Source organism: Leucobacter faecis, assembly GCF_054456635.2.
The window spans coordinates 206977-230464 of sequence record NZ_JBTJEP020000003.1; the positions used below are offsets into that span (position 1 = coordinate 206977).

At 65.6% G+C, this 23488-nt stretch carries 24 protein-coding genes; 9 read left to right on the plus strand and 15 right to left on the minus strand.

Features of this window, described 5'->3' with window-relative positions:
* The first annotated feature begins 365 nt into the window (after positions 1–365).
* Positions 366–638 (plus strand): hypothetical protein, encoded by a 273-nt coding sequence (locus tag ACXR2T_RS03965; protein ID WP_458837968.1) that lies wholly within the window; start codon positions 366–368, stop codon positions 636–638.
* A gap of 72 nt (positions 639–710) precedes the next feature.
* On the opposite strand, the gene ACXR2T_RS03970 is transcribed toward ACXR2T_RS03965, so the two are convergent.
* Positions 711–1856 carry a carboxylate-amine ligase gene (locus tag ACXR2T_RS03970; protein WP_458837969.1) on the minus strand — a complete coding sequence of 382 codons (1146 nt, stop codon included), beginning with the start codon at positions 1854–1856 and terminating at the stop codon, positions 711–713.
* 280 nt (positions 1857–2136) lie between these two features.
* Here ACXR2T_RS03970 and ACXR2T_RS03975 point away from each other — a divergent pair, with 280 nt between their 5' ends.
* On the plus strand, positions 2137–2760 hold the full coding sequence (locus ACXR2T_RS03975) for a Fic family protein (RefSeq protein ID WP_458837970.1): 624 nt from the start codon (positions 2137–2139) through the stop codon (positions 2758–2760).
* Positions 2761–2925: 165 nt separating this feature from the next.
* Here the strand turns inward: ACXR2T_RS03975 and ACXR2T_RS03980 are convergent, their stop codons facing one another.
* The 3 genes from ACXR2T_RS03980 to ACXR2T_RS03990 are packed head-to-tail and all read right to left on the minus strand — an operon-like array spanning position 2926 to position 5814.
* The gene (locus ACXR2T_RS03980) at positions 2926–4296 is read right to left on the minus strand and encodes a methyltransferase (protein ID WP_458837971.1); all 1371 of its coding nucleotides are present in this window, start codon (positions 4294–4296) and stop codon (positions 2926–2928) included.
* Between the two features lie 34 nt (positions 4297–4330).
* The gene (locus tag ACXR2T_RS03985; protein WP_458813862.1) at positions 4331–5209 is read right to left on the minus strand and encodes an EamA family transporter; all 879 of its coding nucleotides are present in this window, start codon (positions 5207–5209) and stop codon (positions 4331–4333) included.
* Positions 5206–5814, minus strand: coding sequence for a helix-turn-helix domain-containing protein (locus ACXR2T_RS03990; protein WP_458813864.1), 609 nt, complete (start codon positions 5812–5814; stop codon positions 5206–5208). The genes ACXR2T_RS03985 and ACXR2T_RS03990 overlap by 4 nt, the downstream gene beginning before the upstream one ends.
* Positions 5815–6054: 240 nt before the next feature.
* Between ACXR2T_RS03990 and ACXR2T_RS03995 the strand changes: the two genes are divergently transcribed.
* The 3 genes from ACXR2T_RS03995 to ACXR2T_RS04005 are packed head-to-tail and all read left to right on the plus strand — an operon-like array spanning position 6055 to position 8471.
* The gene (locus ACXR2T_RS03995; RefSeq protein ID WP_458813868.1) at positions 6055–6672 is read left to right on the plus strand and encodes a dihydrofolate reductase family protein; all 618 of its coding nucleotides are present in this window, start codon (positions 6055–6057) and stop codon (positions 6670–6672) included.
* A gap of 25 nt (positions 6673–6697) precedes the next feature.
* The gene (locus ACXR2T_RS04000; RefSeq protein ID WP_458837972.1) at positions 6698–7795 is read left to right on the plus strand and encodes an AlkA N-terminal domain-containing protein; all 1098 of its coding nucleotides are present in this window, start codon (positions 6698–6700) and stop codon (positions 7793–7795) included.
* Positions 7782–8471 (plus strand): methylated-DNA--[protein]-cysteine S-methyltransferase, encoded by a 690-nt coding sequence (locus ACXR2T_RS04005; RefSeq protein WP_458837973.1) that lies wholly within the window; start codon positions 7782–7784, stop codon positions 8469–8471. Before ACXR2T_RS04000 ends, ACXR2T_RS04005 begins: the two co-directional genes overlap by 14 nt.
* A gap of 48 nt (positions 8472–8519) precedes the next feature.
* Here ACXR2T_RS04005 and ACXR2T_RS04010 read toward each other — a convergent pair whose 3' ends face one another.
* Positions 8520–8954 (minus strand): VOC family protein, encoded by a 435-nt coding sequence (locus ACXR2T_RS04010; protein WP_458837974.1) that lies wholly within the window; start codon positions 8952–8954, stop codon positions 8520–8522.
* 53 nt (positions 8955–9007) lie between these two features.
* On the opposite strand from ACXR2T_RS04010, the gene ACXR2T_RS04015 reads away from it, so the two are divergent.
* Positions 9008–9970: a formylglycine-generating enzyme family protein gene (locus tag ACXR2T_RS04015; protein WP_489945486.1), complete on the plus strand. Its 963-nt coding sequence runs from the start codon at positions 9008–9010 to the stop codon at positions 9968–9970.
* 16 nt (positions 9971–9986) lie between these two features.
* Here the strand turns inward: ACXR2T_RS04015 and ACXR2T_RS04020 are convergent, their stop codons facing one another.
* The 8 genes from ACXR2T_RS04020 to ACXR2T_RS04055 form a co-directional block, all read right to left on the minus strand.
* The gene (locus ACXR2T_RS04020) at positions 9987–10931 is read right to left on the minus strand and encodes an alpha/beta hydrolase (RefSeq protein ID WP_458837975.1); all 945 of its coding nucleotides are present in this window, start codon (positions 10929–10931) and stop codon (positions 9987–9989) included.
* The gene (locus ACXR2T_RS04025; protein WP_458837976.1) at positions 10928–11647 is read right to left on the minus strand and encodes an N-acetylmannosamine-6-phosphate 2-epimerase; all 720 of its coding nucleotides are present in this window, start codon (positions 11645–11647) and stop codon (positions 10928–10930) included. Before ACXR2T_RS04025 ends, ACXR2T_RS04020 begins: the two co-directional genes overlap by 4 nt.
* A gap of 55 nt (positions 11648–11702) precedes the next feature.
* Positions 11703–12788: an ROK family protein gene (locus ACXR2T_RS04030; protein WP_458837977.1), complete on the minus strand. Its 1086-nt coding sequence runs from the start codon at positions 12786–12788 to the stop codon at positions 11703–11705.
* 2 nt (positions 12789–12790) lie between these two features.
* Positions 12791–13741, minus strand: a complete 951-nt coding sequence (locus ACXR2T_RS04035) for a dihydrodipicolinate synthase family protein (protein WP_458837978.1) — start codon at positions 13739–13741, stop codon at positions 12791–12793.
* A 127-nt stretch (positions 13742–13868) separates the two neighbouring features.
* On the minus strand, positions 13869–14714 hold the full coding sequence (locus ACXR2T_RS04040) for an ABC transporter ATP-binding protein (RefSeq protein WP_458837979.1): 846 nt from the start codon (positions 14712–14714) through the stop codon (positions 13869–13871).
* Positions 14711–16762: a dipeptide/oligopeptide/nickel ABC transporter permease/ATP-binding protein gene (locus ACXR2T_RS04045; RefSeq protein WP_458837980.1), complete on the minus strand. Its 2052-nt coding sequence runs from the start codon at positions 16760–16762 to the stop codon at positions 14711–14713. Before ACXR2T_RS04045 ends, ACXR2T_RS04040 begins: the two co-directional genes overlap by 4 nt.
* 1 nt (position 16763) lies before the next feature.
* Positions 16764–17720: an ABC transporter permease gene (locus tag ACXR2T_RS04050; protein WP_458837981.1), complete on the minus strand. Its 957-nt coding sequence runs from the start codon at positions 17718–17720 to the stop codon at positions 16764–16766.
* Between the two features lie 62 nt (positions 17721–17782).
* Complete coding sequence (locus ACXR2T_RS04055) at positions 17783–19384, minus strand: ABC transporter substrate-binding protein (protein WP_458813891.1); 1602 nt, start codon at positions 19382–19384, stop codon at positions 17783–17785.
* Positions 19385–19518: 134 nt separating this feature from the next.
* On the opposite strand from ACXR2T_RS04055, the gene ACXR2T_RS04060 reads away from it, so the two are divergent.
* The 3 genes from ACXR2T_RS04060 to ACXR2T_RS04070 are packed head-to-tail and all read left to right on the plus strand — an operon-like array spanning position 19519 to position 21719.
* Positions 19519–20223: a FadR/GntR family transcriptional regulator gene (locus tag ACXR2T_RS04060; protein WP_458837982.1), complete on the plus strand. Its 705-nt coding sequence runs from the start codon at positions 19519–19521 to the stop codon at positions 20221–20223.
* Positions 20224–20283: 60 nt separating this feature from the next.
* Positions 20284–20817: a type IV toxin-antitoxin system AbiEi family antitoxin domain-containing protein gene (locus ACXR2T_RS04065; protein WP_458837983.1), complete on the plus strand. Its 534-nt coding sequence runs from the start codon at positions 20284–20286 to the stop codon at positions 20815–20817.
* 11 nt (positions 20818–20828) lie between these two features.
* Positions 20829–21719 carry a nucleotidyl transferase AbiEii/AbiGii toxin family protein gene (locus tag ACXR2T_RS04070; protein ID WP_458837984.1) on the plus strand — a complete coding sequence of 297 codons (891 nt, stop codon included), beginning with the start codon at positions 20829–20831 and terminating at the stop codon, positions 21717–21719.
* Positions 21720–21806: 87 nt separating this feature from the next.
* Here the strand turns inward: ACXR2T_RS04070 and ACXR2T_RS04075 are convergent, their stop codons facing one another.
* On the minus strand, positions 21807–22382 hold the full coding sequence (locus tag ACXR2T_RS04075) for an NADPH-dependent FMN reductase (RefSeq protein ID WP_458837985.1): 576 nt from the start codon (positions 22380–22382) through the stop codon (positions 21807–21809).
* Between the two features lie 5 nt (positions 22383–22387).
* Positions 22388–23347, minus strand: coding sequence for an NADP-dependent oxidoreductase (locus ACXR2T_RS04080; RefSeq protein ID WP_458837986.1), 960 nt, complete (start codon positions 23345–23347; stop codon positions 22388–22390).
* Positions 23348–23488 lie beyond the last annotated feature (141 nt).

The window sequence follows — 23488 nt, forward strand, 5'->3', positions numbered from 1 at the left end:
TATTAATCGGCCCGAAACCCCCAACAACTTCCACGGCCTCCCGACCCCCTACCGCTGCTAGCGACGATCGTGCGTCAGCTTCCGGTCGTTTTTTCTGGGGGCTGTTCATCAGTGTCGCTGTCATTGTTCTATTGGCTGTGTTCTTAGAGTTTTCAAACGGCGAAGGCAACAGCAGCAACAGCAACAGCAGCAACCAGAACACATCATCGAGTTCAGAGCCTCCGGCAGAAATTGACCTCCCCCCTCCTGAGCCCGCTTTTAGCCAGCCCAGCGTCCCCGCCCCGACTCACCGTTACGGCGCCTCCGGAGGTGGGGGCGAAGGCTGTCTAACTGTCACTGTGCCCTCTGGTGACCGTAGCTACTATGTGAAACTAAAGAGCGGTCCCACCACGGTCTGGGACGCTTACCTTGCCCCCGGCACCAGTGAATCCTTTGGGGTGCCTATTGGCACCTACGACCTCACTTACGGTGCTGGTTATGAATGGTATGGGTGGACCTACGCGTTCGGCCCTGAGGGCGCCTACACCGAGACTCGTGAAACGTTCACGTTTGACTATGAAAGCTGCTGGACCGTCGAGCTGATCTTGCAAGTAGGTGGAAACCTAAGTTCATCTGACATGGATTACGCAAACTTCTGACGGCTCGACAGCAGTAGGCAATTGCTGCGAGTCGCTGGGCTCCCGCAGCATGACGGGAGCGGGCGCGCACGGCTACCGGGCACGGTAAAGGCTTAGCAGGGAGCTGACACCGCCCGCGGCGAAGGCGGCGGCCTGGCGCGCGGCGGGGCTGCCGCTGCGCTTGATCCGGCTCAGATACCGGGCGACGCGGCCGCGGTCGCCGAAGCGGTCGAGCTCGTCTTCGACCGTCGCGATCATGCACCCGACCAGGTCGAATGCGGGCATCGTTTCTGCCGTGAGCGGGTCGGTGAGATCGGTCGCGAGCCCGTTGCGGGCCGCGAGCCATGTAGCGCCGTCGACGAGACCCGGCACATAGCGCGGTCGCGGCTGGCCTGCCTCGCCCTCGCGCAGCGCGTGCTCGACGAGCGCCCGCACGATCACCGCGTAAGCGACGGCTTCGCCCGCCTCGAGCTGTGCGTCTGCGATGCGTAGCTCGAGCGTCGGGTACCGGTGCGAGAGCCGGGCCATCCAGGTGACGTGCCCCTCGTCGATGATGATTCCGGTGTTGATGAGGCTGGCGACTGCGCGCGCATATTCTGCCCCGTCCCTGAAGCTGGGCGGGTAACCCGCGGTCGCCCAGGCGAGCTCTTGCACGTAACGCCAGCTGGCGAATCCCGTGGCCTCCCCGCACCACAGCGGCGAGTTAGCCGTGAGCGCAAGCAGCGCCGGCGCCCAGCGCGCCAGGCGGGCGAGCACGTCGACGCCCGCGTCACGCGAGGGCACCGCGACGTGCACGTGTGTGCCGATCGCGTAGTGGTGGCCAGCGACGCCCCGCATCTCGTCGCGCAGCCGCTGGTACCTCGACTTGGGCGTGACGGTGCAGGTGGTTTCACCGCCCAGCGGCGGCAGCCCGCAGCTGGCGAGCACCACCCCGCAGCTTTCGGCGACCCCGGCGTAGGCCGTACGAAACCCGCGGAGCGCGTCTTCTGCCTCGGCCGCGGTGCGGCAGATGGGGGTGGAGACTTCGAGCTCGCTCGACAAAAACTCGCGCTCGGGCAGCCGGTGCGTCTTGGGGGCCGCGAGAATCACCTCTGCTGCACAGTTCACCGGGGTGAGGGTGCGCGCGTCGAGCAGCAGAAACTCTTCTTCGATACCGAAGGTGCGATTGTGTTCGTGCCGGGGTTCGTGCCGGGGTTCGTGCCGGGGTTCGTCGCCGCTGCTCCGGTGCGCGGTGGTCATCGCGTTCTCCCTTCTAGCAGGTGACGCGCCGCGTGTGCGGACTACCGCGAGGCGTCGGCAGCACCGCATGTGCAGCAACAGCACCTGCTGGCACGAGAGTACGCACGATCGTACGTCACGTGAAAGGGGTTGACAGTAGTTGACAGTAGTTGACTCCGTTTCGTACCGCCCTCAAGGTATCTATTCGCGCTGCACACCCCTCAAGTAGACTGGCGCGGTGGAGCACATACAAGAACCAGTCACAGGCGAAACGGTGCTTAATGTATCAAAACTCGCTCGTGTGATCTATTCGTCAGGCAAGGTGCTCGACGGGCTACAGACTGGCCGGCTCGACACTGAAAACTTTCTACGCACGGGGTCACTCGAGGGCATTTCTTCGCGCGCTGATCTCGCACTGCTTGAAGATCTACGCGATGCGGCGACCTTCATCCTTGCGCCTGACGACACGCAATTCGATGCGCGCTATGTGTGCCGCATCAATGCCACCATCACCCGAAGCGGGCCACTTCATCCCGGCGAGCTTCGCACCGCGCATCAACAGATCGGTGTGCGCACGCGCTACGGGCGACACGAACCTCCCGCGCTTGATCTCGCTGGCTTGCAGCTCACAATCGATGCGGCCCTTGAACGGAGCGATACCGTCGAAGCCGCGCTCTGGCTTTTCGTCTTGCTCGCAAAGGCTCAAGCCTTTGAAGATGGAAACAAACGCACTGCGATCTTTGCTGCCAACCGGCTGCTGATCACGGCCGAAACCAATATGCTGCTCACGATTCCACTCGATGATGAAGACCCTGCGGTAAGCGACAGGTTTAACGACCTCATGGCACGAGCGTATATTTTTGATGAGCATACCGCGATCATCGAGTACCTGCGCTCGTACGGATTAGTGGGCATCAACCAATAGACCGCGTGAAGCGTCCACACGGAGGCAGCTACGCCCGCAACGACGTTCACGTCTCAGTGACGAGACGGCATCGAAATGACGAGCCGGTATGGAAAGTACGCATTTTCGATACCGTCTCGTCATTTCGATGCCGACTCGTGCGAGCACGGGCCCGGCACCGCGCAGCTACGCCCGCGCCCTCACCCGCAGCCGCCACAAGCTCGTCACCTCACGCGAGCGCGCGGCGTGCAGCACATCGCTGGTGTCGCGCGCGCGACCGTGGGTCGGCACCGTGTCGAGCCTCTCCACAACAGTGAGCCCCGCCCGCTCGATCGCTTCGAGCAGCATCTCTCGGGTGCGCAGCCCGAGCAGCTCGGCAAGGTCCGAGATGATCAGCCACCCCTCGCCATCCTCGGTCAGATGCGCCGGCAGCCCGTTCAAGAACTGCAGCAGCATCTTGCTACCCGGGTCATAGATCGCGGCGTCGAGGGTGGTCGCGGCGCTGCCCGGCAGCCACGGCGGATTACACACGATGAGCTGCGCCCGCCCTTCTGGAAACATACTCGTACGCTCAGCCGATGCAACCGCGGAAATGCCGAGCCGCGCAAAGTTGTCATTCGCGCAATCAACGGCCCGCTGATGCAGGTCGGTGCCCACCACCTGCTGCACCCCCCGCTGCGCAAGCACCGCGGCGAGCACGCCGGTGCCGGTACCAATATCGAACGCGCGCAGGGCGCCCTCAGCGAGCGGCGCCCCGGCCACCAGGTCAACATACTCGTGCCGCGTCGGCAAGAACGTGCCGTAGTGCGGGTGAATCTTGGCCCCTAAGCTCGGCACATCGACGCCGCTCACGAACCACTGGTGCGCACCCTGCACGCCCGTAAGCTCCTGCAGGCTCACAACGGCTCGGCGCGCCCCTGCGCGGCCAGTGCCATCTGCTGGCTTCGATCCGGATCCCGGCCAGCCGCCGTACCCAAACTTGATCGCGGGCCCGATCTTTGGCGCACGCGGGAGCGGGATCTCGGCGAGGCCACTTTCGACGTCCACTTCGAGCGGCATCAAGATGAGTGACATGATGCGTGAGCGGCCAGCACGCGCCTGCCGGATCCGGTAGAACTCTTCGGCGTCGCTGAGGGTATCGGCAGGCGCATCGCCGCGCGCGCTCGCTTGATCTCGAGCACCGCGCGCGGGCCGATTCTTACCGCGCGCGGTCTTCTTGCCAGATGACACCCGGCGGTCGATCGCGCTCAGAATTTGCTTGGCGCCGTGAAAGTCGCCGAGCCACAGCATTGCCGTGCCCTGGGCGGCATGCTTGATCGCTTGGTCGGCGGTGAGCCGATCGTCTACCGCCACCACGCGCTTAGGCGCTGGCCGGTCGTTTGCAGAGAGCCACACGGCCGAGTGGGTTGTACCGTCACCCTGCCAGGTCACCGAGGGGACGGCGGCGGGCAGGCCGGCTGCTGGCTGATCCGGAGCGATAAGAGATCGACCTCGTTCGATAGCGGCCCGGGCCAGCCCGCGCCTCAAATGAGAGGCGCGAACGTGCCGATTGACCATGGCGTGCGTAGGGTCACAGTCTACAAGCGCCTGGTTACAAGGAAGGCTGGCCCTCGCGCCGGCCGCCGCGCTGGGCGGCCGCACCTGCGAGCACCACGATCGCGATGCCCACGAGCTGCAGCACCGATGGTGACTGAGCGAGCACGAGGATGCCCATGATGACGCCAAACGCCGGCTCGATCGACAGTAGCGTGCCAAACGCGGTGTGTGTCATGCGGCGTAGTGCGAGCATCTCGAGCCCAAACGAGACGACCGGTGAAATCAGCGCGATTCCCGCCGCGAGCAGCAGCACCCACAGCTCGGGGTTACCGTTCAGCACCTGCGGCAGTCCCAAGACTGCGGTGAACACCGCGGCGATTGGAATCGTGAGCGCGAGCCCGCTGATACCCGCGTAACGGTCGCCAACAAACTGCGTGAACACGTTGTAGAGGCCCCAGCAGACACCGGCGAGCAGCGCGAACACGACACCTAGAATATCGACCGCCCCGTGCCAGGGCTCGGTGAGCAGCACCACTCCGACGAGCGCGAGGGCTGGCCAGGCGTAGGCGCTGCGCTTCTTGTTGGTGATCGCGGCGACGGCCAAGGGGCCGAGAAACTCGATCGCGACGGCGGTGCCGAGCGGAATTCGGGCGACCGCCATCAAGAAGAACGTGGTCATGAACCCGGTGACGAGCCCCAGCACGAGCAGGGCGGGAATATCTTTGACCCGAATCGACCGAAGCTTGGGGCGCACGATGAGCAGCAGCAATACGGACCCAAAGCACATGCGCAGCCACGCGGTGCCCGCGGGGCCCACCTGTTCAATGACGGTGACCGAGAGCGCGTTTGACAGCTGAATCAGCAGCATCGCCGCGACCGCGATCGACCATGGTGGAATCCCCGCGCCGCTGGGCTTCGATGTCAACCGGTTCATGCGTGTGCTCCGTTCTGCAGGTGGTGTGCGCGTCCCATCGCGGGCTCAAACACCGAGAGTAAGAAGTGCAGGGTGCCGTCGTGATTATTGGCGTACTCGTGGTCAACGTCGCCCCTAAAACTGAGGGAGTCGCCTTCCGTAAGCTGATGGGTTTCGCCGTCGACCGTGACGGTGAGTGTGCCGCGCTGCACTTGCAGCACCTCGCGGGTGCCGTCGGTGTGCGGCTCGCTCGCACGGCTATCGCCCGGTTCAAACGTCCAGTCCCACAGCTCGATCACGTCTGGCGGGGCGGTGCCGGCGAGCAGCACGCCGCGACCGCCGTGCTCCCCCAACCACAGTGTGGCGCCGTCACCGCTGCGGGTCACTTGCGAGGCACTTTCGGCGGGCGGTTCGACGAGCGCTGGCAGCCCCACGCCAAGCGCACTTGCGATACGCAGCAGGCTGCCCACGCTGGGGTTTACGGTGCCCTGTTCGACGCTGACAAGCATGCGGCGGCTCACTCCCGCCGCGGCGGCGAGGTGTTCGAGGGTCCAGTCGTGCCGTTTACGTTCGTCTCTCACCCGCGACCCGATGGCTCGGGCCAGTTCGGCTGCATGTTCATCCACCTGTGCAGCATACTGCACTTTATGTGCACTACTTTGCACACTGTTGCGTCAATGCCCCTTTATAGTCTTTATAGTCGTCGTGATCTTTATAGTCTTTATAGTTCGCGGTACTTTTATAGTCTTTATAGTTCATGCCTCAAACGTGGTCTCTCCCCCGTCAACCCCGTTGTGCACGCGCCGCACTGGTGAGACACTCGCGGTAGGCCCGATGCTGCTGTCGGGCCGTTGGGACGGTTCATCATGGGACTCATCTACATCGATCTCTTCACCACGCTCGACGGTGTCGCTCAGGCTCCCGGCGGGCCAAACGAAGATACCGATCAAGACTTCAAGTACGGCGGCTGGCAAGCACCCCTCATCGACGACCTCGTCGGCGAGCAGGTTGACGCGGGCATGGCCAAGATGGATGCTCTATTGCTCGGGCGCCGCACCTACGACATCTTTGCTGGCTACTGGCCCACCGCCGAGGAGGGCCCGATCACCGAGAAGCTTAATCGGCTGCCCAAATACGTCGCGTCGCGCCAGCCGCGCACGCTCGAGTGGCACAACTCGCGGCAGCTCGGCCCCAATACCGAGGCCGAAATACGCAAGCTGCGCGACCAGCACAACCACATTCACGTGATCGGCAGCCTCGACCTCGTGCAGACCCTCATTGCGCACAAGCTGTTCGATATTCTCACGCTCTGGGTGTACCCCATCGTGCTCGGCCACGGCAAGAAAGTGTTCGCGCACGGGGCGATGCCTACAAGTCTGCGCCTCACGCAGCCCGCCGTCACCTCCCCCAACGGTGCCGTGATGCTGCGCTACATGCGCTCCCTCGAAGCCCCTCACGTGGGCGACATGGCAGCACAGCACTAACGCCCGGTCATGTTAGCGTCGCACCATGATCTGCGAGCTCGAATTCACCCCGCGGCCACCGTTCGACGCCCGGGGCGTATTTGAGTTTCTCGCGGCGCGAGCGGTCACGGGCGTCGAACACGCGACCGTCAAACACGCGACCGCCGAACACGACACCGCCCACGGAACGACCTACACCTACGCGCGTACCCTGCGCGGGCCGAGCGGCCCCGCGGCGATCGCACTGCGCTACACCGAGCAGCACGCCGCACCGCGCGCGGAGGCCGCCGCGGTGACCCTGCACGCCACCGTCCATGCCGCAGACCAGCACGACGTCGACACGGTCGCGGCCAGCATCGCCGCCCTCTTCGACCTCGATGCTCACGCGCCGAGCATCGATGCCGCGCTCGCGAACGATCCGGCACTCGCCCCGCTCGTGCACGCGCGCCCAGGCACTCGCGTGCCGGGCGCGCTCGACCCCGCCGAGCTCATCATCAGGGCGATCATAGGCCAGCAGATCACGGTCGCCGCGGCCCGCGGCCACCTCGCGCGCTTGGCGCAGCGTGCCGGATCCCCCGCGCCCACCGCCCCCGGCATCGCGCCGGGGCTCACGACCCTGTTTCCGACCCCCGCGCAGATCGTCGCGGCCGTGCCGCACATCGGGCCGGCAGACGAGCTCGACCCCGAGCGGCCGCTGAGGCTTCCTAGGCGGCAGAGCAATGCAGTGCGGGCGGCGGCGGTCGCGCTCGCGGCGGGCGAGTTCGACCTCGAGGGTGCTGCGGGCGCTGGCACGCTGACGAAGCAGCTCGCCGCGTTGCCCGGGGTGGGGCCGTGGACCGCCGCGTATGTCGCGATGCGCGTGCAGCGCGACCCCGATGCGTGGCTCATCGGAGATGTCGCCCTCGTAGCGGGAGCGCGGGCGCTCGGTGCGCTGCCCCAGACGCGCGTGGGCAGCAGGCAGGCCGAGCATCGCGCGCTCGCGGCCCGCGCCGTAGAGTGGGCACCCTGGCGTTCATACGCGTCGATGCACCTGTGGCGGGCGGCGGCGGCCCAACCCGCGGCGCAACCCGCGGCGCAACCCGCGGCGCAACCCGCGGCGCAACCTACACCGCAGTCGAAGGAGTCAGAAGATGTCACAAGATAGCCCCGCCGTCTGCGTGACGCTCGAGACCCCCGACGGGCCGTTCACACTCATCGCGGGAGCACTGGGCGTGCTCGCATCGGGCTGGACCGATGACACCAATTACCTGCTGCCGCTCATTCACGAGTCACTGCGCCCCGCCGAGAGCGACGTGCAAGAGCTCGACCCCACTGGCGATGCCGGTGCCGCTGCTGGTGCTGGTGCTGGTGCTAGCCCGGCTGCGGGCTCCGGTTCTTCTGCGAGCTCCGGTTCTTCTGCGGGCTCCGGATCGGCCGAGCGGATCGCGCGCGAGGCTGCGGCAGCGGTAGACGCATACTACGCGGGCGACGTCGCGGCGCCGGGCACTGTGCCTGTCGTGCAGGAGTCTGGCCCGTACCGCGAGCGCGCGTGGGAGGTGCTGCGCGACGTCGCACCCGGCGAGGTGCTCACCTACGCCGAGTATGCGGCCCGCACCGGAAACCCCGACGCCGCGCGCGCTGCGGCGAGCGCGTGTGCGAAGAACGCAGCGGCGCTGTTTGTTCCGTGCCATCGGGTGATGCGCTCAGACGGAACGCTGGGCGGGTTCAGGTATGGGTTACCGGTGAAGGAGCGGTTGCTTGCGCGTGAGGCCGCGGCAGCTTCAGGCGGCGGCGCCGAAGAGCGCGGCGGCAATCGTTCGAGGTCAGTACCGCTATTTTGATGGAGCGGCGGCGGGTGCTCAGCACCGCTGCGCTCTACACCGCGCCGATCAGTCGAGGCAGAACTCATTACCCTCAATGTCTTGCATGACCAGGCAGGATTCGTTGACCCCGTCTGCTTCGAGGAGGTAAAGACGAGTCGCACCGATCTCGATCAACCGTGCCGCCTCTGCTTCGAGTGCCGCCACACGTTCGTCGCCCCGCAGCCCGACACCCACCCGCACGTCAAGGTGTACTCGATTTTTCAGGCGTTTGGGTTCGGGCACACGCTGAAAGAAGAGTCGCGGGCCCACGCCCTCAGGGTCTTGACAAGCCCATTTCGCTCCTTGATCGGCGGCCGGTTGGGCGGCATCGACTTCGTCCCAGGTCGCAAAACCGGGCGGTGTGGGCGGGTCAACATAGCCGAGCACCCGTTTCCAGAACGCTGCAACTGCGCGCGGGTCTGCACAATCAAATGTGACCTGTACGGTTCTGACGGTAGCCATACTCCAGCGTACTTCTGCTGTTGAATCGAGACAACAACAATAGGATCGAACGTGTGAGCAATATGATTTCCATTCCCGGTGGCCAGTTCAGCATGGGCTCCGATCGGTTCTACCCTGAGGAGCGCCCCGCACACACCGCGATGGGAACCGGGTTTCAGATTGCTCAGCGGCCCGTCACCAACCTCGAGTTTCGGGAGTTTGCCTCGCAGACCGGCTACGTCACCGTGGCTGAACGAGAGCTCACCGGCCCGGCTTACGCCGCGCTGAGCGACGCCGACAGGGCCCCCGGAAGCCTCGTATTTCATGAGACACCCGGTCCCGTCGACCTACGTGACTGGCGGCAGTGGTGGGCGTGGGTGCCGGGTGCAAGCTGGCGTGCTCCGCTCGGGCCCGACTCAGACCTCACCGGCAAGGATCAGCACCCCGTGACTCAGGTGTGTTTTGCCGACGCGACGGCGTACGCCGAATGGGCAGGGGGGAGGCTACCCACCGAGGCCGAGTGGGAGCACGCAGCTCGCGGTGGCACCGACACTGAGTTCGCTTGGGGCGACGAGCTCCACCCGGCCGGCGAGGTGCTCGCGAACACCTGGCTCGGACGGTTTCCGTACGAGAACCGCGGCTGGGGCGGCACGTCGCCCGTGGGCACGTTTGCGCCCAACGGTTACGGGCTGTTCGACATGATTGGCAACGTGTGGGAATGGACGACGACGGTGTCGACGCCGAATCACCGCGCGGCGGCGTCAGACGCTCCGGCAGCGACCGCAGCAGCGACCGCAGCAGCGAGCTCAGCAGCGAGCTCAGCGGGTGCCGGGGCCACGACTTGCTGCGGCTGCAGCCCGCAGGCGCCTGATGCTGTTGCCCACCCAGCCGCACCTAACCCAGCGGTGAGCCGGGTCACCAAGGGTGGGTCGCACCTGTGCTCCCCCGACTACTGTCAGCGGTACCGGCCCGCCGCGCGCTCGGCGCAGACAGAGGACTCTGCCACCTCCCACCTGGGCTTTCGCATCGCCAAGTAGTTCTCGGGCTCAACAGCTACAGGCGCCCCTCAATGAGCCTTTCGAGCCAGCGGCCGCGCGCGCGATGCGCCTCCTGCGACACAATCGCCTCTTCGACCGCAAAGTCTGAGGCGTGAAACGCGCCCGACCACACGTGCAGTTCGGCCGTCACCCCGGCCTCCCACAGGCGCCCGGCGAACCCCGTGATTGACGACCGAAACAGCTCGGCCGACCCCGTGTCAACAAACACGGGGGCAAGCCCGGCCAGGTCGGTGCGCTCGCCCGGCGGCAGCGCGTTCGTGCCACGCAGCGCGGCCGTCCACGCAGTGCGGTTTGAGGGCCCGTTCCACGACTCATCGTCGTCAAACTGGGCGGCAGAAACGGTCGCGCGCGCATCGAGCATGGGGCACGCAAGCAGGTGCCCGGCGAGCACGATGCCCAGGTCGCGGCACTCAAAAGCGACCGCCGCGGCGAGGCCGCCGCCCGCACTTTGCCCGGCCAGCACAACCGGCACACCGTCTGTGACGGCCTCGCGCAGCACTGACACGACTGCGTCAACCATGTCGGTGAACGACGCCGCGGGGCTCAGCGGATACTCCACCGCCCACACCTCAAGTCGCAGCTGCTTCGCAAAGCGTGCGGTCATATCGAAGCCCGCAAACCTGTCGCCCGCGATGAGCCCGCCGCCGTGCAAGTGTACGACCCGCAGACTGGGCCTCTCGCCAGACTCGGCCACCGACACGTCGGTAAACACCGTCACTGCCGCGTTGTGTTCGCGCTGCACGAGCCGCAGTTCACGCACGCGTCGGGCCGGGTTCTGCGCACGCACCACGGCGGCCGCCCGGTACGCAGCGATTTCGCCCTCGTGGGCCACCCCGCGCGGCTGCACTTGTGCAAGCAGGGTGTACCCATCGCGCAGCTCGGCCGCCACCGCGGGCCGCTCGCCGGCCACAACGCCAGCAGCAGCCGCAGCCCCGGTCATTGTTGCCCCTTCACGGCGTCAACAAACCACGAAGTGATTGTGGCCGGGTGCGTGATCGCGGTACCCACACACACTGAAAACGCACCCGCAGCGCGCGCGGCCGCTGCCTGCGCAGGCGCATGCACCCGCCCCTCGGCGAGCACCGGTAACGTGCTCGACGCTACGATCTGCGCGATAAGTTCGAGGTCGGGCCCCGCGCTCTTCTCGCGCTCCCCGGTGTACCCCGAGAGGGTCGTACCTAGAATGTCGACGCCCGCCTGCTCGGCCGCGATCGCGTCTTCGAGCGAGCCGCAGTCGGCCATCACGAGCGCATCGCAGTGTGCGCGCAGCCCGGCCACCGTCTCGGCGAGGGTGAGGCCGTCGGGGCGGGCGCGACGCGTGCCGTCGATCGCGACGATGTCGGCGCCGGCATCGGCCACGGCCTTCGCGTGCGCGAGCGTCGGAGTGATAAATACCCCGCCGTCGCCATCTTTCCACAGCCCTACGACGGGCACGGGCACACCGCCCTCGCGCGCGCGGTCGTCGCTGAGGCCCCGCACCGCGGCCACGTCGGCGAGGCCCTGCACACGAATGCCCGCGGCCCCGCCCACGACCGCGGCGTCAGCGACCTGCGCGGTCGTGCGCGGGTCGCGCATCGCTTCGCCCGGGTACGCCTGGCACGACACGACGAGGCCGCCCGCGAGCGCGTCAAGAATCTGTTCGGAGGTAAATCTCATGTTGAATCCTGTTCTTCGCGGCGCATCGCCGCGGTCTCAAACGAAGTGCCGCGGGCTACGCCTGGGCCCACACGGCCGCCGCTGCGCCCACGAGCGGCGCGTCCCCGCCCAGCTCGCCCGCCACCAGCGGCGTGCCCGCGACGGCGCCCGTGAGCTCGGCGCGAAACGCTGCCTCGGCGGCGTCCCACAGCGTTGCGCCGATGCCGGTCACGCTGCCGGTGAGCACGACACGATCCGGATCGAGAATCGCGACCGCACCAGCCAGCGCGCGCCCGAGGGCCCGGGCCGCGTCGGTGATCGCCTGCGCCGCGAGCGGGTCTCCGGCCCTCGCCCGCGCCGCGACCTCGCGGGTGTCGGGCACGGCCTGGTCGCCGCCGAGCGAGCGGTAGTGGGCGAGGATGCCGAGCCCCGAGGCGATGGCCTCGAGGTGTCCGGGCCTGCCGCAGGTGCAGGTGAGGTGCTCTGCGCCGGGTACGGGCACGTGGGCGAGGTCGCCGCCCGAGTGGTGAGCGCCCGTGAGCGGGGTGCCTGCTAAGATGATGCCCGCGCCGATTCCGGTGCCGACCGCGACGACGAGCACGCTCTGGTCGCCGCGTGCGGCCCCCGCCGCGAACTCGCCCGCCGCGTGCGCGTCGACGTCGTTGCGCACGGTGACGGGCAGCGGAGTGGTCGGCTGCACAGCGTCACGCACCGCGACGCCGCGCACCGCGAGCACCTTGGTGAGATCGGCGCGCACGTCGCGGGCGAGCTCGGTGCCCGCCCAACCGACCATCGTGTCGGTTGATGCGACGATCACACCGCGCTCGGGGTCAACCGTGCCGGCGGTGCCAATGCCAACCCCGCACACGGTGAACGGTGCGGGGTTCGGGCTAGAGCCCTCAACTTGGTCGGAGCCAGCGGCAGAATCGAGCGCGGCCGGTGCGAGCGTCGCCGCGTCGAGCGCGGCCGCCGCGAGGCGAGCAACCGTCGCGACGACAGCGGCCGCGCCCTCGCGGGCGGGGGTGGGGGCAGTCTGCGCATGCGTCACGCGTAGAGCACGGTCGACGAGCGCGACGACCGTCTTGGTGCCGCCGATATCGACGGCGATGACGTACTCAGCGGCCACAGCTTCAGCGGCGTTCGCTCCCACCCCGGTCTGCACGGTTACGCCTGGGCGATGGGGCCGACGCCAGCGGCAGCGAGCACCTCGCGCACGGCGGCGCGGTCGCTCGCGTTCAACGGGTCAAGCGCAAGGTTCATCTGCGCGCTAGCGATGATGCCGCGGGCCGCCATGGCCTCCTTGAACGCTGCCACGCCCGTCGCGTCGCCCGAGTAGCCCTTGGGCTGAAACACGATCTCGAAGAGCTCGTTGATGCGCTCCTGCTCGGTGGCGGCGGTGGCGAAGTCACCGCGCTTCGCTGCCTCGAACATGCGCACGTAGCCTTCGACCTCGACGTTGCCGAAGCCGGGCACCACGCCGTCGGCCCCGGCGAGCAGCATCGCGTCAACGACGACCTCGTGACCGGTGAGCAGCTGCAGCGGGTGGCCGGCGGCGCGGTTCGCGGCCACGAGGCGGCGAAACCCGACGTCGTCGCCCGACGAGTCTTTGATGCCGTGAATCACGCCGTCACGGGCGAGCTCCATGATCAGCTCAAGGCTGAGCTTCGAGTGCACACGCACGGGCACATCGTATGCCCACAGCGGTGCGTCGATGGCGGCGGCGATAGTGCGGAAGTGACGGCCGATCTCACCCTGCGAGTTGAACGTGTACAGCGGCGCCGTCGTCACGATGGCGTCGGCGCCAGCGGCGATGAGCTTCTGTGCCGTTTCAATGATGCGGGGGGCGGTCAGTTCGATCGCGCCGGCAATCACGGGCACGCGGCCCGCGTTTACGCGCACAATCGTCTCGAGAATCTCGACGCGCTGCGAGTCGGTGAAGTAGGCGGTCTCGCCGGTCGATCCGAGCGCGAACAGGCCCGCGACGCCGCCGTCAACGAGGTAGTTGATGAGACGCTCGAGCGAAACGTGGTCGACGTCGCCCGCGGGGGTGAGCGGCGTGGCCACGGGGGGCACAACGCCTGCGAAAACGGGTGAAGTTACGGGTGTAGCAGTCATTGGTGTGTCTTCTTTATCTGTGTTGTGATGCGAATAAAACGTGTGTGGTGCGCTTGCGGGTGGATCCTGCGACTCGCTTCGCTCGCGCAGGATGACGGAGCGCGTCCGCGCAGGATGACGGTGTGCGTTAGTGCAGCTCGAGCAGCGACGGCGCCGCCCCCAGCAGGGTGCGCGTGTAGTCATCGCTCGGGTTATCGAACACCTCGGCCGCGGGCCCGTACTCGACGACCCTGCCGCGGTTCATCACGGCGATCTCGTCTGACAGGTAGCGCACGGTCTGAATGTCGTGCGAGATGAACACCATCGCGAGCCCCAGCTCGTCTTTCAGGTCGGTGAGCAGGTTGAGGATCTGCGCGCGCACCGACACGTCGAGCGCGCTCGTCGGCTCGTCGGCCACGATCACCTGCGGGTCGAGCGCAAGCGCACGCGCGATGGCGACGCGCTGGCGCTGGCCGCCCGACAGCTGCCCCGGCATCGCCTCGAGTGCCGACTGCGGTAAACCAACCTGAGTCAGCAGGTCGCGGGTCTTGCGCTCACGATCGCGGGGCGAGCCGAGGCCGTGCACCTGCATCGGGTCGATGAGGGCTTCGCGCACCGTCATACGCGCGTTGAGCGCCGTCGCCGGGTCTTGAAACACGGCCGAGATGATGCGGCCAATGCGGCGGCGCACGGGCGTCGTGAACTTGGTGACAACCTCGCCGTCGAACACGACCTGGCCCGCTGTGGGCTGTTCGAGCCCCAGCAGCACCTTCGCCGACGTCGACTTGCCCGAGCCCGATTCGCCCACGATGCCGAGCGTGCGCCCGGGCATCACCTGCAGCGATACGCCGGCGAGCGCGTCAACATACTGCTTGTTCAACAGTGTCGAGTTGCGTGCGCGGTAGCGCATCTCGACGTCGCGCAGCTCGATCACTGGCCGGCGCGCGTCGCTCACGCCGACCCCGTGCTCAGAGGTCTTCACGTTCTCGCTCATGCCAGTACCTCAATTGCGGTGACGGGCGCATCGTCTGGATGCGCGGAATAGGTGTGCGCGGTGCCGGGAATCTGGCGGCGCACAGGGGTCACGCCCGCATATCGTGCCGGATCGCTCGATCGCGGCGCGAAGCGGTCGCCGTCTGGGAACTCGCTCGGCGAGGGCACGATGCCCGGCACCTGGTGCAGTCGGTCGCTGCCCGCTTCGATCGAGAGCACAGCGCCCAGAAGGCCGCGGGTGTACTCGTGCACGGGCTGGGTGAGTAGCTCGCGCGTGGTCGCCTGCTCGACGACCTGGCCGGCGTACATCACGGTGATCTTGTGCGTCAGCTCGGCGACGAGTGCGAGGTCGTGTGACACGAAGATCATCGCGAACCCGAGCTCCTGCTGCAGTCTGCGCAAAAGGTCTACGACCTGCTTCTGCACGGTCACGTCGAGCGCGGTGGTCGGCTCGTCGGCGATCACGAGGCGCGGGTTGCGGGTGAGCGCCATCGCGATGAGCACGCGCTGTCGCTGACCGCCCGAGAGCTCGTGCGGGTAGCTGGCGAGCGTACGCTGCGGGTCGAGGCCCACGAGCTCGAGCAGATCCTCGGCGCTGCGGGTGCCGCCGCGGCTCGTCAGCTGCTTCATCTGCGCCTTGATCTTCATGGCCGGGTTCAGCGAGCTGAGCGCGTCTTGGTAGATCATGGCAATGTCGTGGCCGCGCAGCTCGTTGCGCTCCTTCTCGCTCATCGCGAGCAGGTCCTTGCCGTCAAACATGACGCGGCCAGAAACTTCGGCCTTCGCGTCGAGCAGTCCCATGATCGCGAGCGACGTGATTGACTTGCCACAGCCCGACTCGCCCACGAGCGACATGGTCTCGCCGGGGCGCACGTCAAAGCTGACCCGATCGACAACGCCCACGTCGCCGTGGCGCGGAAACTTGATGCTCAGGTTCTCGACCGAGATCAGCGGCGCTGCGTCGCCCTCGAAGACCAGCCGGTCATGGCGGGCGAGCTCAACCTCGCGTAGCTGCGCGAGGCGATCCGCGAGCGGAACGAGCGGGGTGAGCGGGGCAAGATCCGGATCAGAGACACCGCCGGGCACAGCAACATTGACCGCGGTATCGACCGTAGTAATGACGCCGGTGAAGGCAGCCTGCTCGTGCTCGAGGTCGCTGGTCGACTCCTCGGTGTTCGCAGCGTCAGACGTGATGCGGCGAGCACGCGGCGAGACCATCGCGTCGGTCATCGCCTCAGACAGAATGTTGAGGCTGAGCACCGTCACGAGAATCAGCGCACCGGCAAAGAACGTGGCCCACCAGGCACCGCTCATGACCAGGTTGCGGCCCTCGGCGATCACGTTGCCCCACGACGGCTCGGGGGCAGGCACGCCCGCCTGAATGAACGACAGCGAGGCCTCAAACACGATCGCGTCGGCGACGAGCACCGTCGCAAACACGAGCACCGGGGCGATCGAGTTGCGCATCACGTGCTTGACGATGATGCGGGCCGTGGGCGCACCCATGACACGCACCGCTGACACGTAGTCTTCGCCGTACTGATCGAGGATGTTGGCGCGCACCACACGGGTGAGCTGCGGGGTGTAGAGGAACGCGATGATCAGCACCAGGATCGGCAGAGACTGTCCAAACACGGCCACGAACACGATCGCGAGCGCGATGCCCGGGAATGACATGATCACGTCGAGCACGCGCATGAGCGTCTCAGATATGGCTTTGGGCGCGGTCGCCGCGATGGTGCCGAGCACGGCGGAGGCTGCGAGTGCGACCGCGGTCGCGCCGAGGCCAATGACGAGCGAGTAGCGTGCACCGTAGATCAGGCGCGACAGGATGTCGCGGCCCTGACGGTCGGTGCCGAACAGGTGCTCGGCGCTCGGAGGCTGCACCGGGGAGCCCGAAGCGAGCGGGTCGTAGGGGGCCACGAGCGGCGCGAACACTGCCACGAGCGCGACAAGTGCGACGAGCGCGAGTGCGATCTTGGCGCCGAGACCGAGCTGGCCGAGCGCGAGGCCCGGGCGAGAGAGACGTTCTGTGAGTTTGCGTCGCATGTCACACCGACCTAATACGCGGATTGATAAGGACGTAGAGCAGGTCGACGATGATGTTCACCACGACGAACGCTACCGCTACGGCGAGCGTCACCGCCTGCACCAGGTTGGGCTCGTTGTTGGTCACGCCGTTCAAGATGAGCATGCCCATGCCGGGAATCGCGAAAATGATCTCGATCACGACGGCACCGCCGAGCAGGTAGCCCACGCGCAAACCGAGCACGGTAACGGGGGTGATGAGTGCGTTGCGCAGCACGTTGCGGCCCACGACGACCGCGCGGGGAATACCGAACCCGAGCGCCGTACGCACGTAGTCACGGTCGAGCTCTTCGACCATAGCGGTACGCACCACGCGCGACAGCTGCCCGATCACCGGCACAGCGAGCGCAATCGCTGGCAGCGTCATACGCGCAAGCCAGCCCGCGGGGTCTTCGGTGAGCGGCGGCAGTTTGCCTGATCCGGGAAGCAGGCCGAACTGCAGCGTAACCACCTGGATCAAGAGGATCGCGAGCCAGAACGAGGGCGTCGACAGCGACGCCACAGACACCACGCGGATCACCTGATCGGGCCATTTGTCGCGCTTGATCGCGGCGACGACGCCGAGCACTGTAGCGCCGATAACGGCGATGATGAGGCCGAGGAATGTGAGCTGGAGGGTGATAGGAAAAGCGCGCTGCAGTTCGTCGATGACCGGCAGCTGGCGGGCAGAGTACGTGCCCAGATCGCCCTGGAAGAGGCCCACCAGAAAACTGAAGTAGCGCACGAAGATTGGGTCGTTAAGCCCGTGCGCATCGCGATATGCCTCGCGGTCGGCGGGTGATGCAGATTCGCCAAGCGCCGTAATGGCCGGGTCGACCGGCGAGAACGACATGACGAAGAAAACTAGGAGTGTGATGCCAAGAAGCATCAGCGGCAGCTGGAGCAGCCTGCGCCCGATCAGCTGAAGCACGTGTTGCACGGTGGTTCCTTACTCGTGACACACCGCGGGGGCACGAATGGATCGTGCCCCCGCGAGTGGAATTACTTGGCTGCGACGCCTACGTCGAGGAACGACAGGCCGGTGGTGGGAACCGGCTTGAAGTCGACGAGGGACTCGCTGTCCCACGCGGTGGGAAGCTTGCGGTGCAGCAGCGGGTAGAGCGGCACCTGCTCGCTGACGAGGTCGAACGCATCGTTCCACGCCTGCTGCTGCTCGTCACCGGTCTTCTGCTGACCGTCCTTGAGCAGGCCCTGGAGCTTCGTGAAGTCCTCAGAACCGGTCCAGTTGTAGCGGGTCTGCGGCCACACGTTGTCGCCGTACCACCACTGCATCAGCAGGTCTGCGTCGTTGCCGAATACCGAGGGGTCGCCGGGGGCGATCATGACCTGGTAGTCGCCCTGGTCAACCTTGCCGTACTGTGCGGCGCTCTGCGCGATGTCGAGCGTGGTCTTGATGCCCACGGCGTCAAGCGATTCCTTGATGAGCGGAGCAAGCTCCTTCACCCAACCGGTGTCGGTCATAAGAATGTTCAGCTCGAGGTTCTCGACGCCAGCTTCCTTGAGCAGCGACTTCGCCTTCTCAGCGTCGTAGGTGTAGACCGTCGACGCCTCGTGGTAGTTCGGGTGGCCCTTCTGCAAGAACGAGGTGGCGGCCTCGGCGTTGCCGAGCATGCCGGTCTCGATGATCTTGTCCATGTCGAGCGCGTAGAACAGCGCCTGGCGCACGCGCACGTCATCAAACGGTGCCTGCTTCATGTTGAACATCATGAACAGCAGGCCGAACGACTGCACGCTCTCGACGGTCGCGCTCTGCGCGATCGTGTCAACGTCGATGTAGGGCACGTCTTCCATCGCCTGGATGGTGCCGCTCGTGAGGGCGGTGGTGCGGGCGGCGGCGTCTGAGAGCAGACTCCAGTTCATGCCGGCTGCGAGTGCCTTGTGCGGACCGTTGTAATCGTCGTAGCGCTCGAAGACAACCGCGTCGTCGGGGGTAGCCGAGACGAGCTTGTAGGGGCCTGAGCCGACGGGGTTCGCACCAAACGCCTCTGCGTCCTTTTCGACGAGCGCCTTCGGCACGATCTTGACGATGCCCAGGCGCTGCTCGATGAGCGAGAACGGGAAGTCGGTGGTGATCTGCACGGTGTCTTCGTCGACCGCGGTGACCGTGTCGATGAAGTCAACGAACGGGGTGAAGAGGCTACCCGACTCGGGGTCAAGCACGCGCTCGTAACTGAAGACGACGTCGTCTGCGGTGACGGGCGTGCCGTCCTGGAAGGTGGCCCCCTCGCGCAGGTCGACCTCGTAGGTGGTGTCGTCAACCTGCTTGGGCATGTCGGCCGCCAGCGCCGGTGCGGGCACGTTCGTGACGGGGTTGAGGTCGACGAGGCCCTCGAAGACGTGCCAGTTTGCTGCGACCGTAACGGCGCCCGATGCGACCATCGGATCGAAGCTACCGCTGAGCGCGTACGAGATGCCGGCTTCGATAATGCCGTTGGGGTCGACCTCGGCCGCTGAGGCTGCGTCGCCACCTTCGGTCTTGGCGGGGGCGGCTGCACTGCACGCCGTGAGTGCGAGCGCGGCGGCCAACGTGCCCGCTGCGACAGTCGCAAAACGTCCCGCGCGGCGGGATGTGATTCGGTACATGTATTGCTCCAAGTTGTTGTGGGCAAACGCCTTGAGGAGATCAGACGTCTGACGTACTATAAACATATCGAACGATGAATTACAAGCGTGAGAAGATCACGATGTAGTGACTACAGGTTTTTAAGGAGTGAGCTATGAATGCGCCATTACCCCGGGGTGGCCGCACCCGCCGGGCAACAACCGCCGACGAAATCAAACGGCTCATTCTGCGCGAACGCCTCATGCCCGGCGACCCGCTTCCCACTGAAGCCGAGCTGTGCGAAGAGCTCGAGGTGTCGCGATCTTCGGTGCGCGAGGCAATCAGGTCACTGTCGACGCTCGACATCGTCGACGTGCGGCACGGGCACGGTACCTACGTCGGCGAGATGTCACTTGACCCGCTCGTACAGACGCTCGTGTTTCGTGGCGTTATCTCGCCCGAAGGCTCGATCGATGCCCTGCGCGAGGTCGTCGAAGTGCGTCTCGCTCTCGATCTCTCGATGGCCGACCGGATCGTGGCCGAGGCACAGGGGGCCGAACTTGCGCGCATGCACGAGCTTGTCGCCGAGATGGTCGATAAGGCCGGGCGCGGCGAGTTCTTTCTCGAAGCAGACCGCGAGTTTCACACGCGCCTGTTTGAGCTCACCCAAAACGGGCTCGCACAGCAGCTCGTCGGCGCGTTCTGGGACGTACACACCGCCGTGCTACCGCAGCTGGGCATCGCACAGCCGACCGACATAACCGACACGGCAAAGGCTCACGGCGACATGCTCACCGCCGCGCTGGCCGGCGATGTCGAGGCGTATCGCGCCGCGGTAATCAACCACTACGCCCCCCTGCAGCGCTCGCTCGCTCGCTAGCACTTCCAGTCATGTCAAAAGAGTACGACTTATGGTACTATTCTGACATGGAGGTATGCGATGGGATATCGACGAGACCTTTGGGAAGTGGCCGCGACGCATCATGGTGTGGTGACGGTAGCATCCGCTGATGACGCTGGCGTACCTGCGGTGGAACTGAGAAAGCTTGCTTCACGCGGCGCATTGCAGTCACACGGGCAGGGCGTCTACACTCACCGCGACATTCCCGCGACACCTTTCACTCAACCCGCGATCGCGGTTGCGCTAGCTGGCGCCGGCGCTTTTCTCGAGCGCGAGTCAGTATTAGACCTTTTCGATCTAGGGCAGTTCAATCCACGAAAGATCCGGGTGGGCACACGTCGGCGAGTACGCAGGGCACTCCCCGAGTGGATGGAACTTGATTACCGACCAGACGTAATTGATAGCGATCTGGAGATGCACGAAGGGATTCTCTCCACTACGGTCAGACGTGCGCTCATAGATATGGAGCGCCGAATACCGCCTGATCGATGGGCCGATGTACGGGATCAAGCACGCGAGCGCGGGCTCCTGAATGACTTTGACAACGTACTGAAAGAGCAGGGGGTCGCATGAACGACATCAGTGTGCCGCTCAACGTCACCCAGCTAAACGAACGACTGGCCCAAGTCGCAACGGGGCTCGGAATCCCGGCCGCTCGTGCACGCGTCATGCTTTGCACCTTGATCGTTTCGCAGATGTTACCCGACGCTGCTGCAGTGAAAGGTGGCATGGGCGTCAAGCTCCGACTCGGAGAACTTGGAACACGAGCAACCTCCGACCTCGATGTGTCCACGCATTCGCGCGGTCATGCCTTTGAAGCAGAGTTCGCTACTCGCCTCGCAGCCGGATGGGGCAAGGTTCCGCCTTCACGAGGCGCACTCAAGCGGGATCCGAACGCCCCAGCGCGCGTAGCTTTCACCGCGAACGTTCGCGCTGTGAAGACTCATGATCCAGGACTCGCGCGACCCGAGTACGTAATGCACCCATATCGGGTCACGATTTCTTTTCTCAGCGTAGCGTGGGGCGCGCTCGACGTTGAGGTCTCAGACCCCGAGATCGACATGGGTGCGCATGGACAGCGCCAGCTCGATGGAGCGCTTGTCGCATTCGGAGCGCACTTCGGATTCGATGAACTACAGCCGGTCGAGCTTGTCGATCTCGAGTACCAAATCGCACAAAAGATCCATGCCGTCACCGACCCTTCCTATGCGCGTGCGCACGATCTCGTCGACCTGCAGCTGCTGTGGACGGTCGGGCCCGACATACCCAAGCTTCATGACCTATGCGTGCGCACATTTGCTTGGCGAAATCAGCAACCATGGCCACCGTTACCGGTGCGTCCAATGGATGGTTGGACTCTGGCCTACGCTGATGCGCGTAAGGAAACAGAAGTCAATGGGAGCACATCAGTTCTTTCAGACCTCAACGAAGCGCGAACCTGGCTTGCAGAACGCATCAAGTCGCTAACCGTCTAAGCACGGTTGGCGACTCTCCCCACACGTCTCCCTGCGCAACGAAGGAGTCGCGGGGTCCAGCTCCAAGCCGCCGCGCAGGTGCATGCATCACGAGGGCGACGAGTGCCGGAGCGTGCGCAGCGCCCCCTCGAGCAGTGCAATTTCATCGAGCATCGCGCGCAGCGTCGTCTCCTGCGAGGCGCGCGGATCAAACGCTCCCGTTTCTGTGATCTGTTTGGCGGCCCAGGCAAGCTCAACATTCGTCTGAGCCGGCACGAGACCGAGTTCAACTACGACGGGCCGCAGCGCAACGACGCCGCGGGTGCCACCCGAAATGCCGCCGTAGCTCACGGTGCCAAGCGCTTTGCGGCCCCACTCATGCCACAGATAATCGAGTGCGTTCTTGAGGGTCGGCGCAAAGCTGTAGTTGTACTCGGGCTGCACAAAGATGAACGCCTCTGCCGCTTCGACGCGGGCGCTCCAGCTCTTCGTGTGCGGGTGCGTGTACTCACGAAGCCGCGGATGCCTCGGCTCATCCATGAACGGCAACGCGACCTCTTTCAGATCGACCCAGTCAATCTCGAAACGCGTGTCGCTCGCCGCTACCTCGCGCACCCACCGGGCGATCGGCAGGCCGATGCGCCCCTCTCGCACACTCGCCACGATCATCATGATCCGGATCATGCTTCTCACTGTACGACTGACGCGCGTGGCGCGACAGGGGTCGCGCCTTCCAAACTCACCACGACCTTTCCACGTGCGTGTCGTGTCTGCACCTTGCTGAGCGCGTCGGGCGCGTCAGCAAACCGAAACACGCGCTCAATCTCAAGCCGCAGTTGACCACGCACCGCATCGGCCACCAACTGCGTGAGGTCACTACGAACATCGACGCCGTAGTCGATCATGGCCACAGTTATGTTTCGTTCGGGCGTCACGGTATCGCCCGAGACAGTCACCACTGCACCCCCGTTTTTCACAGCCCGCATGCTGTCGGCCGTCGTCGCCGGTTGCACGGCAATCGCGGCGTCAACGCCTCGGGCGCTCCACTCCCTCACCTGCGACACCCACCCGGCATCTCGGTAATCGACCGTCAGCTCGGCGCCAAGCGCACGCATGAAATTGTGGTTCTGGGCAGAGGCAGAAGCAGCGACCCGCCACCCTCGCCTCGCGGCCAGCTGAATCGCCAGCGTACCAATAGCACCCGACCCACCAGCAATAAACACGTGTGCACCGCTGGGCAAATCGCTCAGCCTCGCCAGCGCTCGCAGCGCAGTGTTGGCCGCGACAGGAAGCGCTGCCGCCTCCACAAAACTCATGCCTGGCGGCATCTGCACAATGAGCGCCTCGGCATCTACGACCGCGTACTCGGCCCAGGTTCCTCCCTTGGCTTGCATCGAGCTCACGAAGGCGATGCGGTCCCCCGCACGATAGTTCGCGACACCGTCGCCGACCCGTTGAATCTCACCTGCCCCCTCAATTCCAACCGGAAGGCAGGGGCGTGACTCGGGCGGCAAATAGTAGGCGTCATGGACTCCCACGCCAATTGCTCTCATGCGCACGAGCAGCTCGCCCTGCCCTTCGCGCGGCACCGGCACCTCTGCCAGTTGCACATGCCCTGCAGATTGATCGGCGATCACAAAGGCCTTCATACGCCCACGCTAGTAACATTCCTCGCTCAGTCAACCCCACGACGCCCTGCGCGAGTGCAACTGTAGGTCGCGTGGATACTGCGATCGACTCCGTCGCCGCAGCATGACGGTAGTGGTAAGGCGCCCCCTTCCTTGTCACCC

Excerpts from the sequence above, each read along its gene's own strand:
- ACXR2T_RS03970 (WP_458837969.1), bottom strand. The coding sequence starts at position 1,856 with ATGACCACCGCGCACCGGAGCAGCGGCGACGAACCCCGGCACGAACCC.
- ACXR2T_RS03980 (WP_458837971.1), bottom strand. The coding sequence starts at position 4,296 with ATGGTCAATCGGCACGTTCGCGCCTCTCATTTGAGGCGCGGGCTGGCC.
- ACXR2T_RS03985 (WP_458813862.1), bottom strand. The coding sequence starts at position 5,209 with ATGAACCGGTTGACATCGAAGCCCAGCGGCGCGGGGATTCCACCATGG.
- ACXR2T_RS03995 (WP_458813868.1), top strand. The coding sequence starts at position 6,055 with ATGGGACTCATCTACATCGATCTCTTCACCACGCTCGACGGTGTCGCT.
- ACXR2T_RS04000 (WP_458837972.1), top strand. The coding sequence starts at position 6,698 with ATGATCTGCGAGCTCGAATTCACCCCGCGGCCACCGTTCGACGCCCGG.
- ACXR2T_RS04005 (WP_458837973.1), top strand. The coding sequence starts at position 7,782 with ATGTCACAAGATAGCCCCGCCGTCTGCGTGACGCTCGAGACCCCCGAC.
- ACXR2T_RS04010 (WP_458837974.1), bottom strand. The coding sequence starts at position 8,954 with ATGGCTACCGTCAGAACCGTACAGGTCACATTTGATTGTGCAGACCCG.
- ACXR2T_RS04020 (WP_458837975.1), bottom strand. The coding sequence starts at position 10,931 with ATGACCGGGGCTGCGGCTGCTGCTGGCGTTGTGGCCGGCGAGCGGCCC.
- ACXR2T_RS04025 (WP_458837976.1), bottom strand. The coding sequence starts at position 11,647 with ATGAGATTTACCTCCGAACAGATTCTTGACGCGCTCGCGGGCGGCCTC.
- ACXR2T_RS04035 (WP_458837978.1), bottom strand. The coding sequence starts at position 13,741 with ATGACTGCTACACCCGTAACTTCACCCGTTTTCGCAGGCGTTGTGCCC.
- ACXR2T_RS04040 (WP_458837979.1), bottom strand. The coding sequence starts at position 14,714 with ATGAGCGAGAACGTGAAGACCTCTGAGCACGGGGTCGGCGTGAGCGAC.
- ACXR2T_RS04045 (WP_458837980.1), bottom strand. The coding sequence starts at position 16,762 with ATGCGACGCAAACTCACAGAACGTCTCTCTCGCCCGGGCCTCGCGCTC.
- ACXR2T_RS04055 (WP_458813891.1), bottom strand. The coding sequence starts at position 19,384 with ATGTACCGAATCACATCCCGCCGCGCGGGACGTTTTGCGACTGTCGCA.
- ACXR2T_RS04060 (WP_458837982.1), top strand. The coding sequence starts at position 19,519 with ATGAATGCGCCATTACCCCGGGGTGGCCGCACCCGCCGGGCAACAACC.
- ACXR2T_RS04065 (WP_458837983.1), top strand. The coding sequence starts at position 20,284 with ATGGGATATCGACGAGACCTTTGGGAAGTGGCCGCGACGCATCATGGT.
- ACXR2T_RS04075 (WP_458837985.1), bottom strand. The coding sequence starts at position 22,382 with ATGATCCGGATCATGATGATCGTGGCGAGTGTGCGAGAGGGGCGCATC.
- ACXR2T_RS04080 (WP_458837986.1), bottom strand. The coding sequence starts at position 23,347 with ATGAAGGCCTTTGTGATCGCCGATCAATCTGCAGGGCATGTGCAACTG.